Below are 12,575 nucleotides of genomic sequence, written 5' to 3' on the forward strand. Positions count from 1 at the left end.
GTTCACTTTTTAATATCACTGAGAATTACATTAACATCATACGTCGAAATTGTTGCATTTTCAAACAGATCATTTATAATTTAAGTAAATAAGTTCTTTTGATCTTAAAAAAGACGGAGGTAATTATGGCGAAAAGAATATTTCTGTTTATTTTAACGAACCTTTTGGTCATTACGACAATCGGAATTGTGCTTACGATTATTACAAGCGTTACCGGTGTCGGCTCGTATATACAAAATGGCCGCATTGATCTGATGGCATTGCTCGTGTTCAGTCTTGTCGTCGGTTTTGTCGGTTCTTTTATTTCTCTCGGAATGTCCAGATGGATGGCCAAAACGATGATGGGCGTCCGGGTGTTAAATCCGAAGAAACAGTCGCTCAGCTATGAAGAGCAGCAATTGGTTGACCGTGTGCACAGATTGTCACGTGCCGCAGGGATGACGAAAATGCCTGAAGTCGGCATTTATCATTCCCCGGAGGTCAATGCTTTTGCGACCGGGCCTTCTAAGCGCCGTTCGCTTGTCGCGGTTTCTTCAGGTTTATTGCAGCAGATGGATGATGCTGCGGTGGAAGGGGTTCTTGCCCATGAAGTCGCACACATCACAAACGGTGATATGGTCACGATGACGCTGCTGCAGGGAATCGTCAATACGTTCGTCGTATTCCTTTCCCGAATCGCGGCATGGGTTGCAAGCCGCTTTGTCAAAGAAGACCTCGCACCGGTCGTTCATTTTATCGCGATGATCGTGTTTCAGATTATCTTTTCCATTCTCGGCAGTCTTGTCGTCTTCGCCTACTCGCGCCACAGAGAGTTTCACGCTGACCGCGGCGGTGCAGACCTTGCCGGCAAGGATAAAATGATTCACGCCCTGCGTACGCTGAAGTCTTATACAGGACATGTGAATGAAGAAGACCAGACGGCAGTGCAGACGTTAAAAATTAACGGCAAAAAGCATTCGTCATTGTTCTCCACACACCCTGATCTCGATGAGCGCATTCGCAGGCTGGAAGCAAAATAATCAACAAAACCTCTGACAATCGTTTCAGAGGTTTTTTGTTTAAAGATCGGCAAACTACATAAGGTAATGAAAAATCTTTCTAAAAAGACCTTTAAAAATTCTCCCAATATCATTAGAATAATTACGTACTACATTTGAGAGGCAGAAGGAACTATCTTATGAAATTAAAACTGAAGAAATTCATACAGATCTTGTCGCCAGCACAGCTGATTGCATTATATTATTTTCTTGCTGTGACGGTGGCATTTATTTTGCTAAGTCTGCCGGCCGCCCACAAACAAGGGGCCAGCTGGTCGTTTATAGACGCGCTGTTTACGGCTGTCAGCTCAGTCAGTGTCACCGGTTTAACGGTCGTCAACACGGCTGATACATTCAGCACGGCCGGGATTGTCATTTTGGCTTTCGTGCTTCAATTCGGCGGAATCGGCATCATGACGCTCGGAACATTCGTCTGGCTCATTATGGGCAAACGGATCGGTCTGCGGGAACGGAAGCTCATCATGGTGGATCAGAATCAATCGCAGTTTTCCGGTATCGTCAACCTGATGAAGCAAGTGCTGTTTTTGATTTTATTAATCGAGTTTTTAGGCGGCATCATCTTAGGAACATATTTTTTAACGTATTATGATTCGTTTGAACAGGCATACTTGCACGGATTCTTTGCGAGCGTCAGCGCCACGACAAACGGCGGTTTTGATATTACGGGAAATTCACTCGTCCCGTTCAGACATGACTATTTCGTGCAGTTTATTACGATGCTTCTGATTATTTTCGGTGCGATCGGTTTTCCGGTGCTCGTTGAAGTAAAGGACTTTTTGTTTTCAAAACAGCGCAGATATTCATTCACGCTGTTTACGAAAATTACGACCGTTACGTTCGGAATGCTCGTTTTGTTCGGAGCCGTGGGCATTTACGCGCTTGAAGCAAGCCATGTCATGAAGGGGAAAAGCTGGCATGATGTTTTATTTTTATGTCTCTTTCAATCAACCGCTACGCGAAGCGGCGGGCTTGCGACAATTGATATCAGCCAGCTGTCGGCGCCGACATTATTTTTCATCTGTGCCCTCATGTTTATCGGCGCATCACCGAGCTCGGTCGGCGGCGGAATCCGTACGACGACGTTTGCGCTTAACCTTCTTGCTCTGTTTCATTTTGCCCGGGGGAATAAAGCGGTCAAGGTCTTTAAACGCGAGCTTCACCAGGCTGATGTCATGAAGTCGCTGGTCGTTACGATGATGGCGATTCTGCTCGTGTTCGGATCGACGCTGATTCTGGCCGTGACGGAGAAAAATCAGACGCTGCTCGGACTGCTTTTTGAAGTGTGTTCCGCTTTCGGAACGACCGGCCTGTCGCTCGGGATTACTCCGCATTTAAGCGACATCGGAAAATGCGTGATCATGATTGTGATGTTTATCGGCCGGATCGGCATTTTGACGTTCCTTTATTTGATCGGCCGAAAAGAAATCGAAGCAAATTATCACTATCCGAAGGAAAGAATGATTATCGGCTGACACCGCTTTTCAGAAAGCGGTGTTTTTTATTGCCGTAAAATGGATGTGTGGAAACAGTTTCTTTGGAGAGGTGACGTCATTGTTTGCCGTATTTTGGAAGTCGGTAATTATGATAGCGGTCGGTACCTTTTTATTGCGGATTGCCGGACGGAAATCAATCAGCCAGCTGTCGGTGACCCAGACAGTCATCATGATTTCGATCGGCTCGATTATTATTCAGCCGTTTATTGAACATAATTTATGGGAAACCATTTTCGCGGCGGCGATTTTTATTGCGGTGTTAATCCTGATGGAATATTTAGAAATCAAATCAAGCTTTTTTGAGTTTTTATTTTCAGGAAAAACCGTCGCCGTTGTCAGAAACGGAAAAATCATCCCGGAAAACTTAAAAAAAATGCGTTTTACCGAAGCTCAGCTGTCAATGAGGATCAGGCAGAAGGCCTCGGAGACATTCAAGATTTTAAATATGTGCTGCTTGAGCCGAACGGACAGATCGGCTATGAACTCATTGATGAGGCCAAAAACGTGACAGTGCGCGACTTGAAAAAAATACTTGATGAATTCAAAACAGATTTGCTGACAGAAGGAGGAAATCAAATGAAACGCAAAGCAGCAAAGAATGAAGCTTTAACCAATAACAACACACCGACTGAGAGCATGGACAAAGATGCATACAAAACACAATATGACGGTGATCCCGGACTGAGAGGCGCAAACCGCAAATCAAAACACGGCAAACAAGGAGGCGAGTAACATGACGAAAAAAAACCGCCACAGCAAAGACATGCAAAACCATAAAAAGCCGATGGACCCTAAATTGCTTGAAGAAGAGTTTGCAAGCGAGCTCGGTGATTATAACGCCGGAAAATGGATTGAAACGCTTGAACAGACGAAGCCAAAGAAAAAAGAAGACGGCAAACAATAAAAAATACCTCTTAGGCGGCAACGCTTAAGAGGTATTTTGCATTATTTCGAATAAGCACCGTTTCTTGTTCCTTTCACCGCTTCAAGCAAGCCGGTTATCCGCAGCTCAATAAACGGCTGTGCGGCCGTTTTCACCGCATTGCTGGAGAGAATGGACGTAAGAGCGGCCGTTAACATTAAGAGTATGACTAAATTCTGATAATCAGACAAGTGATCTTCAAGCCCGATCTGCCGCAGCGTTTTTATAATGAATCCATGCAGCAGATACACGTAAAACGTTCTCGTCCCCCATTTCGTAAAGAAATAACGCTTTTGCGGAACGAGCGCCAAAAAGCTGAAAGTGGCGGCAAAGGCCAAAACATACCAGCCGATGCGCGACAGACCGCTCAACAGCGACACTGAGCCGAATGTGGAATAAGGCTCCGATCCGAACAGCCACGAGTAATCAAAGTCAATGCACCAGCATAACAGGAAAACAATCCCCAGCACGCCCGCGGCAATCTGCCTGCCTCTTTTAGCCCGTAGCAAATCAAAGTGCTGTTTCTTTAAATAAAACCCGACGAGAAACATCGGAAGAAAAACAAACGTCCGTGAAAGACTCAGCGTGCTGCTGATAAAATCAAGATACCCGATCATGACGGCAAGCCCGCAGCTTGCCCCAAGCGCCCACATTTTCGGCAGCTTCGTAAAGGGATAAAGCAGCAGATTCCAAAAGAATAAGCTGACTAAAAACCAGAGAGACCACTGCGGATCAATCGGATTGACGCTTGCCATGCTTTCATCCTGAATCAAATAGTAAAAAACTGAGTAAATGCCCTGGAAAATCAGGTACGGAATAATCAGCTTCACAGCCAGCTTCTTCACATAACCTGTCCGCTTAAAGTTTTTTGCGAAATAGCCGGAAACCAGGATAAAGGCCGGCATATGAAAAGTATAAATGAATTTGTAGAGATGGAGCATAAACTCATTTCCGTTAATAAATGACCGGAGGATATGGCCGAACACCACCAGAAAAATCAAGATAAACTTGGCGTTGTCAAAGTAACTGTCTCGCGATTTTGTCATAGCATCACCTTCTCTTCAAAAATCATCCACTGCATGATTATTTCCTGTTGGTGTTCATTTTAAAATAAAAAACAAAAAATTGAAGGAGGACAAAAGGGATTGTTAGGATGATGTAACGGGGAGGTAAGGATCGTAGAAAAAGACTTTAACTTGTCATATCATTGAAATTTTCTGAAATGTATAGGGCGAATGAAGGAAGATGAGGTATTTTGTAGAAATATTGAAGGATAGGTTTTTGAAGAAGGAGTGTACTGAATGGCTGAAACTCTGGATTTGCAAACAAACGAGTCGCTGAAAGAGCAGCTGAAGCGGATGAAAGAGGAAAATGACCGCCTGAAGAGTGATTTGAACCGGTATCACGTGATTATGAATAACACGCTTGATGCCATTTTTATATGCCATAAGGAAATGAAAATCGTCCAGGCGAACGAGGCTGCGGCCCGGATGATGCAGATTGAGGCAGAGAACCTCATTAACCGCTCCGTCCTGGATTTTTTATATTCCGTGCCTCAGGAAGAACTGAATAAGGCCGTGAAAAAGTTTTTAAAAAAAGGCCATCTGTGGAAAGAGGTGCCGATTAAGCTTGACAGCGGCGCGACGAAATACATTGAATTCCTCGCCAGAGACGGAATTGGGGAGGATTATTTTTTTGTGGTGATGAGGGATATCTCCTCTAAAAAAATATTAGAGCGCGAATTCTCCATGAACGAGCAGCTGTTTAAAGATTTGTTTGACAGGGCTGTCGACGGCATCGTGCTGTTTGATAAGGACGGCGGGTTTATTGATGCGAACCTCTCTTTTTGCAAAAGCTTTGAGATCGGCCAGAATGAATTGTCCCATCTGTCGCTCCGCCATTTTACCGACGGAGAAAACAAAAAGCATCTGAAAGAAATCTGGGAAACCCTCCGCAGAAAAGGAAACGCCAAAGGAGAACTGCCCGTCAAGCTTCGGTCCGGCGAAGAGAAGCTGTTTGAATTTACGATTACGTCCAACTTAATCAGCGGGTTCTACATGTCCATTATGAGAGACATAACAGAGAAACGGCTGATGGAATTGAAACTCTTTAAAAGCGAAGAGCGATTCCGCGAAATTTTTGAAAACGCCATGGACGCGATTGTCATTTGGTCTGATGACGGAAAGATTGCCAAAGCAAACGAATCGGCGTGCCGCATTTTCGAACTGCCGATGGATAAGCTGGTGGAGACGAATTTATGTACGTTTATCGTTGATCCGCAGAAAAAATACAAGCAGATTAAGAAGAAATATGAAAAATACGGGGAAATCCGTGAAGAAATGCTGTTTCAGATGGCAAACGGCCAATTTAAAGAGCTGGAATTCACATCAAAACGAACCATACTTGAAGGTCAGCATTTAACCATTTTAAGAAATGTCAGCGATCGTAAGCGCATGGAAAAAGAATTGCGGGAAAGCGAGCTGAAATTCAGAAAAGTATTCAACGGCTCAATGGACGGCAAGGTCTTATTTGACAACCAATTCCGCATTATTGACGCGAATCCTCTCGCAAGCCGTATACTCGGTATGCCGGATGAGGAGCTGAGAGCGTACACCGTTCCGGATATTCTTTCTTTATTTGATATTGAAAACGCGGGTGTTCCCGCCAGAAAGATTGATTTAGAAGGAATGGATAATGAAATCCCCTTCCTGTTAAGCAGCAGCGACAGCCGCAAACTGGAATTCTCCTTCAAAAGAAATATCATTCAAAATATGAATCTGGCCATCTTTAAAGATGTCACAGAGGCCAAAGAGCTTGAAGAGAGGCTGAGGAAATCCGACACTCTTCATGTTGTAGGGGAGCTGGCGGCGGGCATCGCCCACGAAATCAGAAACCCGATGACGGCGCTGAAAGGGTTCATTCAGCTTCTTCAAGGAAGCATTGAAGGCGAATATTCTCTGTACTTTAACGTCATTACCTCAGAATTAAAACGCATCGAGTCTATCATCACTGAATTTTTAATTTTAGCGAAACCCCAGGCGATATTATATGAAGAAAAAGACGTGACGCAGATTATGAAAGACACGGCTGATCTTCTGAATGCCCAGGCCAATCTTGTCAATGTGCAGATCCATCTGAACCTGACCGGAAACATCCCGCCGATTTACTGTGAACCGAATCAATTAAAACAGGTGTTTATCAATATTTTAAAAAACGCCATTGAAGTCATGCCGGGCGGCGGCAATATCTACGTGACCATTCAGTCTTCTGATCAAGACCACATTTTGATTTCTATTCAAGATGAAGGAACAGGCATTTCCGAAGACAAATTAAAACGTCTGGGTGAACCATTTTACACGACAAAAGACAGGGGAACGGGCCTCGGTCTCATGGTCAGCTATAAAATCATCGAAGAACATCAGGGACGCATTCATGTGGAAAGTGAAGAAGGGAAGGGCACGGTTTTTCATTTGACGCTTCCGATCCGGCAGAATACCGAAGAAAGAAGGAGCGGCGAATGATCTGTTTTACAAGTATGAAAGTACCGTTTGGAACCGTCATCGTAACAGAGGAAGAGAGCTTTATTAACGGCCTGTTTCTCACCGTGGAAGATTTTGAGGAATGGCGGAAAGACGCGCCCGGCGTAAAGCCGTGCGAAACCGCTTTGCTGTCGGAGGCGAAACAGCAGCTGGCATCATATTTTTCAGGAGAAAGAAAGCAATTCTCTCTGCCTCTGAGACAAAAAGGCACACCCTTTCAAGAAAGGGTATGGAACGCGCTGACGATGATTCCTTACGGGGAATCCCGAAGCTACGGCGATATGGCTGAAGCGATCGGAAAACCGAAAGCGGTGCGCGCCATCGGACAAGCCAATAAACGAAACCGGCTGCCGATTTTGATCCCGTGCCATCGGGTAATCGGCAAAAACAGCGCCTTAACGGGATACGCGGGCACGAAGACGGATGTAAAAGCGGTGCTGCTGAACATCGAACAAATATCCTATAAAGAAAAATAAAGCGTATGGCACGTTCCGTTTTTTCGCGTCCGACATATCATTTTATTAAGTGAAAAAAGTTGCCCTGATGAAAAAGGAGGACGAAGCCTGATGAAAATGAGCCGTCCGCAAAAGATAGCCGGTTATGCAGAGCTGTTTTTTAAAATGCATCTCATTACAGCCGCCCAAAAAGATGAAGTGATTACATTGTGCAGACAAAAAAACCGCTGACATTGCCTGAGGCAATATCATCAGCGGTTTTTCAGCTCAGCTGGCAGTCAGCGAATAATTGTTCAATTTCTTCCGTGTAAGAACCGGTCACAATTCCTTTCTCGGTTATTATGCCGGAAATCAGGCTGCCCGGTGTGATGTCAAAGGCCGGATTGAAGACCGGAACATCCTCGGGAGCGGTGCGTATGCCGGAGATCTGTCTGACTTCATCCGGATCTCTTTCTTCAATCGGAATCTGATCGCCGTTTTCAATCTGCAAGTCAAATGTCGAAAGCGGTGCGGCCACAAAAAACGGAATTTGAAAGGCGTTTGCCAAAATAGCGAGGCCGTACGTTCCGATTTTGTTGGCCGTATCACCGTTTTTTGCAATTCTGTCAGCGCCGACAATGACCGCAGAAATATGTTTTTCCTTCATTGTATGGGCGGCCATGCTGTCCGTAATGAGCGTGACATCAATTCCGCCCTGCATCAGCTCCCACGCCGTCAGCCGTGATCCTTGAAGAACGGGTCTTGTTTCACATGCGTAGATATGAAGGCCGAGGTCTTTTTGTTTCGCTAAGTAAAAGGGGGCAAGCGCCGTACCGTACCGGCTTGTGGCAATCGAGCCCGCATTGCAGATGGTCATGATCTGATCGCCTTTATTAAAAAGGTGCAGAGCATTTTGGCCGATCATTCGGCATGTTTCTTCATCCTCAATCTGAATTTGAATGGCTTCATGAACGAGCGTTGTCTTCGCTTCATTGATTGAGATCGCATCCCTGATCGAATCCGTAAGTCTGTCAAGCGCCCACGCAAGGTTGACGGCAGTGGGCCTCGAACTGTTTAAATACGCTTTGACATCCGCGAATTGACGTCGGAAATCTGAAAGGTCGCGGGCTTCAAATGACTTGGCGGAGAGTGCGAGTCCGAACGCTGCGGTTATACCGATGGCCGGGGCGCCCCTTACTTTCAGCGTGACAATCGCGTCGAATACATCTTCCTTTGTTTCAAGTTCCGCATATTCAGTGACGTCGGGAAGCTTTTGCTGATTTAAAATGCGGATGTAGGTTTCTTTCCATTCCACAGAACGGGGGATGGCAAATTCATTGGTCATGCTGCATCATTCCTTTACACGGAGCTTAAATTGGTCCAGAACCTCGGTGATATGCTTCAGTTTTTTTCTGTTTTCGATATAATAGGCGCCGATGTCAAGCGCCAGCTTCTTCCGTTCGATTCGTTTGTCAAACGGAGTGATTTCATCTAAGTCAGCCACATGGGCGAGTCCGATCGTGCGCCGGATCAATTCGCATCCCGCAAAACCGACCGCTTCCTCAAACGCGTTTTTCAGTGTGTCTTTCAGCAGGTGTCTGCGGGAAGGCAAGCAGTCTTTCTCCCATGCTTCACTGAATGTTTTCACAAATGTATCCCATACGGCAGCGGTGTGGTCATATAACGGCTGTCTGTCGTCACCGTCGCGGCTGAGGGCGTTTAACAGCAGATTGGCGATAAATTGGCCGATGTCAAACCCGATCGGTCCGAAGAAAGCAAACTCGGGATCAATCACCTTTGTTTCATGTTCATCGGCGAAGATGCTTCCCGTGTGCAGATCGCCGTGAACCAATGTTTCCGCGGAATTCAGAAAGATGGCTTTCAATTCGTCAGCGCCTTCTTTCAGCCGGGAATTGTTCCAAACTTTTTCTGCGTATGGGCGCAGCTCTTCTTCAAAATCGTTTGTCTCATGGTCGAGAAACGGTTCTGTAAACACAAGCCTTTCTGTAATATTGCAAAGCTCAGGATTTGTAAACTGCTTTGCGAGCTGCTGCTTTACTTTCGCATCAAGCGCGTAATCGGATGAGTAAAAAAGCGTTTTCCCTAAAAATTCACCGATATGAACCGATAAGTTCGGATAATGCTGCCCTTCCAGCAGCCCTTTTCTTGAAATCCGCAAACGGGAGAGGTCTTCCATTACCGTGACGGCCATTTCAGTATCGGAATAGTAAACGGCCGGAACGAGGTGCGGCACGTGTTCGCCCTGGCGGATGAGGGCGCTGCTTTCGATTCTCGCCCGGTCAATGGTAAGCGGCCAGCTTTCACCGACGACTTTCGCGTAAGGGATTGCCTGTTTAATAATCAGTCCTTTTTTGTTTTCTTTATCGTAAACATAAAAGACGTAATTTAAATTGCCGTCGCCGATTTCACGGCATGTCAGAGTGCTTTTGCTTTGGAATAAGCCGAGCTTGACGGCTAACGCGGCGGCGGAGCTTTCTGTTAATTGTTCATAAAGACTTGTTTTAGTTGCTGACATGGATTTACCCTCCAATTATGTAGTGGCAGTAAGAGATCGTGACGGAGAATACGCCCGAAAAAAAGCCCCCTTCTCTGAAAGAGAAGGAGGCTGAAACAGTGCAGTCCGCCTCTTATCTCTCAGATAACATCTGATGGAATTAGCACCGTGCCTTATGAGACAATCGTCTCGGCGCAAAATGTACGCGCCCCATTTCACAATGGAATTACGGTCGGTTGCTGTTGGGGTCAAAAGGCCAATCCCTCGCCCAACTCTCGATAAGAGAAAAATATATTGATTTGTATCACAATTCGGATTAATCAGTTGATGAAAATATTAGCAGATGCCGGATATTCTTGTCAACGTTTTTTTGAAAATTAATATAAATCACGCCGCAAGTCTTGGAAAACCGGAATGGTTCCGCGGACGGCCGCGCTTTCTGACACATCGATTTCCGCCCGGACTGCGCCTTCCGTCCGGTCTCCTTCGGCTAAAATCCGGCCCCACGGGTCAATAATCAGGCTGTGGCCGGCAAATTCATTATCGGGATTGGACCCCGTGCAGTTAGAGGCTGCGACAAAACATTGGTTTTCAATTGCTCTGGCGATAAGCAGGCTTCGCCAATGATCAAGGCGGGGCAGAGGCCATTCAGCAGAGATAAACAGGACATTCGCGCCCTGGGACGTATGCTTTCTGATCCATTCGGGGAAACGGATATCATAGCAGATCAGCCCGGCGCACTTGACACCATCAAGCTCAAAGGAACCGTCACTGTTTCCTGCTGACAAGTAAAGGTGTTCATCCATCAGCTGAAACAGATGTGCTTTCTGATACCGCTTCACGATCTGTCCGCTGTTATCGGCGATGTACATGGTGTTATAGACATTTTCGCCTTCTTTGACCGCAAAAGATCCGGCAACGAGGTGTACGTTGTATGTTTTTGCCGTTTCTTTAAGCCATTGTTCCGAAACTTTGCCGTTTTCATCCGCCAGCTGATCTAGCCGTGTGAGATCATAGCCGGTCGTCCACAACTCAGGAAGCACGATTACATCCGCATGGCGGCTTTCTTGCTCAATCAAAGATTCTGCTTTTTTAAAGTTTTCTGAAGGATTTCCGTATGAAATATCAAATTGCAAACAGGAAACGGTCCATTTCATTTTTTAACACCTCAAGTTTCTCTTTACTTTTTTTATTTAACCATATATGATGATGGACTATCATTTCAAGACATTTTTAGAAGGTGAAAAATATGAACTTTGAAATCTCAGATGTACTCAAACAGCTGCCGGAACAATTTTTCGCATCATTGGTGCAAAAAGTGAATCAAAAGCTGAAAGAAGGCAGAGACGTCATCAATTTAGGGCAGGGAAACCCTGATCAGCCGACGCCTCAGCATATCGTTGAAGAAATGAAGCGCGCCGTCGAAAGGCCGGAAAATCATAAATACTCATCATTCCGGGGCGCTTACAGCTTCAAAAAAGCAGCCGCTGCATTTTATGAAAGGGAGTACGGGGTCACGCTTGATCCGGAAACGGAAGTCGCCGTGCTGTTCGGAGGCAAGGCGGGACTTGTTGAGCTTCCGCAATGTCTTTTAAACCCTGGAGATACCATTCTGGTGCCTGATCCCGGATATCCTGATTACTGGTCGGGCGTCGCCCTTGCAAAAGCGAAAATGGAAATGATGCCGCTGACGGAAGAAAGAGGGTTTCTCCCTGATTACAGCGTAATTCCTGAAAAGGTGCGGAGCGAGGCGAAGCTGCTGTATCTCAATTATCCGAATAATCCGACCGGCGCTGTGGCGACAGAGGCGTTTTTCGAGGAGACGGTCGGTTTTGCGGAGCAAAACGGCATTTGTGTCGTTCATGATTTCGCGTACGGAGCCGTCGGCTTTGACGGGCATAAACCGCTGAGCTTTTTGCAGACCGAAGGCGCAAAAGAGACGGGAATCGAAATCTATACCTTGTCCAAAACCTATAATATGGCGGGCTGGCGGGTCGGATTTGCCGTCGGAAACGCTTCTGTCATCGAAGCGATCAACCTTTATCAGGATCATATGTTTGTCAGCCTGTTTCCCGCGTCACAGCAGGCGGCGGCAGCCGCTCTTTTAGCGGATCAGGCATGCGTCGCAGCGCAAAATGACAGATATGAATCGAGACGCAATGCATGGATTGAAGCCTGCCGCGATATCGGCTGGGATGTGACGGCTCCGGCGGGCTCCTTTTTTGCATGGCTCCCTGTGCCTGACGGTTATACGTCACAGTCGTTTTCAGACCTGCTGCTCGAGAAAGCGGATGTCGCGGTCGCTGCCGGAAACGGGTTCGGAAAATGGGGGGAAGGCTATATAAGAGTCGGTCTTCTGACAAGTGAAGAAAGACTTAAAGAAGCTGCGGAACGGATCGGGAAACTGAATCTTTTCACCCGAAAAAGCATTGACATATCAGGATAACAATGCGATAATTCAAAATACTTTATAAAATCATTATTCTTATCAAGAGCAGGCAGAGGGACGAGCCCGATGAAGCCCGGCAACCGACTGATAAAGCACGGTGCTAATTCTTGCAGCAGGAGCTGAGAGATAAGATTCGGACATAACACGAAGCCTCTTTCTGCTCAT

The 12,575-nt window shown here is 46.1% G+C and carries 12 protein-coding genes and 2 riboswitches; of the genes, 8 read left to right on the forward strand and 4 right to left on the reverse strand.

Going from position 1 to position 12,575, the window contains the following annotated elements; genetic code table 11:
• Positions 1-125: 125 nt before the first annotated feature.
• From htpX to NYE50_RS07640, 5 genes are all read left to right on the forward strand, one after another.
• Positions 126-1,019 carry a protease HtpX gene (gene htpX, locus NYE50_RS07620; RefSeq protein ID WP_007407207.1) on the forward strand — a complete coding sequence of 298 codons (894 nt, stop codon included), beginning with the start codon at positions 126-128 and terminating at the stop codon, positions 1,017-1,019.
• 158 nt (positions 1,020-1,177) lie between these two features.
• Entirely contained in the window at positions 1,178-2,530 is a 1,353-nt protein-coding gene (locus NYE50_RS07625) for a TrkH family potassium uptake protein (protein ID WP_007408478.1), read from the forward strand.
• Positions 2,531-2,639: 109 nt separating this feature from the next.
• A complete protein-coding gene (locus NYE50_RS07630) occupies positions 2,640-3,059 on the forward strand; it encodes a YetF domain-containing protein (protein WP_236563918.1) in 420 nt (139 codons plus the stop codon).
• Between the two features lie 68 nt (positions 3,060-3,127).
• Positions 3,128-3,283 carry a hypothetical protein gene (locus tag NYE50_RS07635; RefSeq protein WP_003154713.1) on the forward strand — a complete coding sequence of 52 codons (156 nt, stop codon included), beginning with the start codon at positions 3,128-3,130 and terminating at the stop codon, positions 3,281-3,283.
• Position 3,284: 1 nt separating this feature from the next.
• Positions 3,285-3,455, forward strand: a complete 171-nt coding sequence (locus tag NYE50_RS07640; protein ID WP_007610936.1) for a hypothetical protein — start codon at positions 3,285-3,287, stop codon at positions 3,453-3,455.
• Between the two features lie 41 nt (positions 3,456-3,496).
• Here the strand turns inward: NYE50_RS07640 and NYE50_RS07645 are convergent, their stop codons facing one another.
• Positions 3,497-4,519, reverse strand: a complete 1,023-nt coding sequence (locus NYE50_RS07645; RefSeq protein WP_029974694.1) for an acyltransferase family protein — start codon at positions 4,517-4,519, stop codon at positions 3,497-3,499.
• A 255-nt stretch (positions 4,520-4,774) separates the two neighbouring features.
• Here NYE50_RS07645 and NYE50_RS07650 point away from each other — a divergent pair, with 255 nt between their 5' ends.
• Both NYE50_RS07650 and NYE50_RS07655 read left to right on the forward strand, forming a co-directional pair.
• Positions 4,775-6,994 (forward strand): PAS domain-containing sensor histidine kinase, encoded by a 2,220-nt coding sequence (locus NYE50_RS07650; protein ID WP_154817627.1) that lies wholly within the window; start codon positions 4,775-4,777, stop codon positions 6,992-6,994.
• The gene (locus tag NYE50_RS07655; RefSeq protein ID WP_159354074.1) at positions 6,991-7,488 is read left to right on the forward strand and encodes a methylated-DNA--[protein]-cysteine S-methyltransferase; all 498 of its coding nucleotides are present in this window, start codon (positions 6,991-6,993) and stop codon (positions 7,486-7,488) included. The genes NYE50_RS07650 and NYE50_RS07655 overlap by 4 nt, the downstream gene beginning before the upstream one ends.
• A 241-nt stretch (positions 7,489-7,729) precedes the next feature.
• Here the strand turns inward: NYE50_RS07655 and mtnA are convergent, their stop codons facing one another.
• From mtnA to NYE50_RS07675, 3 genes are all read right to left on the reverse strand, one after another.
• Positions 7,730-8,791 (reverse strand): S-methyl-5-thioribose-1-phosphate isomerase, encoded by a 1,062-nt coding sequence (mtnA, locus tag NYE50_RS07665; RefSeq protein ID WP_017417644.1) that lies wholly within the window; start codon positions 8,789-8,791, stop codon positions 7,730-7,732.
• 6 nt (positions 8,792-8,797) lie between these two features.
• Positions 8,798-9,982: an S-methyl-5-thioribose kinase gene (mtnK, locus tag NYE50_RS07670; RefSeq protein ID WP_224988592.1), complete on the reverse strand. Its 1,185-nt coding sequence runs from the start codon at positions 9,980-9,982 to the stop codon at positions 8,798-8,800.
• Between the two features lie 109 nt (positions 9,983-10,091).
• A riboswitch (SAM riboswitch) is annotated at positions 10,092-10,246 on the reverse strand.
• 92 nt (positions 10,247-10,338) lie between these two features.
• The gene (locus NYE50_RS07675) at positions 10,339-11,118 is read right to left on the reverse strand and encodes a carbon-nitrogen family hydrolase (protein ID WP_003154702.1); all 780 of its coding nucleotides are present in this window, start codon (positions 11,116-11,118) and stop codon (positions 10,339-10,341) included.
• Positions 11,119-11,210: 92 nt separating this feature from the next.
• Here NYE50_RS07675 and NYE50_RS07680 point away from each other — a divergent pair, with 92 nt between their 5' ends.
• Entirely contained in the window at positions 11,211-12,407 is a 1,197-nt protein-coding gene (locus NYE50_RS07680; protein WP_159354076.1) for a pyridoxal phosphate-dependent aminotransferase, read from the forward strand.
• Positions 12,408-12,443: 36 nt separating this feature from the next.
• Positions 12,444-12,543, forward strand: a riboswitch (SAM riboswitch).
• Positions 12,544-12,575: the final 32 nt, after the last annotated feature.

The sequence above is a fragment of the Bacillus sp. EU55 genome (genome assembly GCF_038005925.1).
Lineage (GTDB): Bacteria > Bacillota > Bacilli > Bacillales > Bacillaceae > Bacillus > Bacillus velezensis.

What these genes read in the sequence shown, in the direction of transcription:
- NYE50_RS07655 (WP_159354074.1), top strand. Translation starts at nt 6,991, where the DNA reads ATGATCTGTTTTACAAGTATGAAAGTACCGTTTGGAACCGTCATCGTA.
- NYE50_RS07630 (WP_236563918.1), top strand. Translation starts at nt 2,640, where the DNA reads ATGATAGCGGTCGGTACCTTTTTATTGCGGATTGCCGGACGGAAATCA.
- NYE50_RS07640 (WP_007610936.1), top strand. Translation starts at nt 3,285, where the DNA reads ATGACGAAAAAAAACCGCCACAGCAAAGACATGCAAAACCATAAAAAG.
- NYE50_RS07650 (WP_154817627.1), top strand. Translation starts at nt 4,775, where the DNA reads ATGGCTGAAACTCTGGATTTGCAAACAAACGAGTCGCTGAAAGAGCAG.
- NYE50_RS07635 (WP_003154713.1), top strand. Translation starts at nt 3,128, where the DNA reads ATGAAACGCAAAGCAGCAAAGAATGAAGCTTTAACCAATAACAACACA.
- NYE50_RS07675 (WP_003154702.1), bottom strand. Translation starts at nt 11,118, where the DNA reads ATGAAATGGACCGTTTCCTGTTTGCAATTTGATATTTCATACGGAAAT.
- NYE50_RS07625 (WP_007408478.1), top strand. Translation starts at nt 1,178, where the DNA reads ATGAAATTAAAACTGAAGAAATTCATACAGATCTTGTCGCCAGCACAG.
- htpX (WP_007407207.1), top strand. Translation starts at nt 126, where the DNA reads ATGGCGAAAAGAATATTTCTGTTTATTTTAACGAACCTTTTGGTCATT.
- NYE50_RS07680 (WP_159354076.1), top strand. Translation starts at nt 11,211, where the DNA reads ATGAACTTTGAAATCTCAGATGTACTCAAACAGCTGCCGGAACAATTT.
- mtnK (WP_224988592.1), bottom strand. Translation starts at nt 9,982, where the DNA reads ATGTCAGCAACTAAAACAAGTCTTTATGAACAATTAACAGAAAGCTCC.
- mtnA (WP_017417644.1), bottom strand. Translation starts at nt 8,791, where the DNA reads ATGACCAATGAATTTGCCATCCCCCGTTCTGTGGAATGGAAAGAAACC.
- NYE50_RS07645 (WP_029974694.1), bottom strand. Translation starts at nt 4,519, where the DNA reads ATGACAAAATCGCGAGACAGTTACTTTGACAACGCCAAGTTTATCTTG.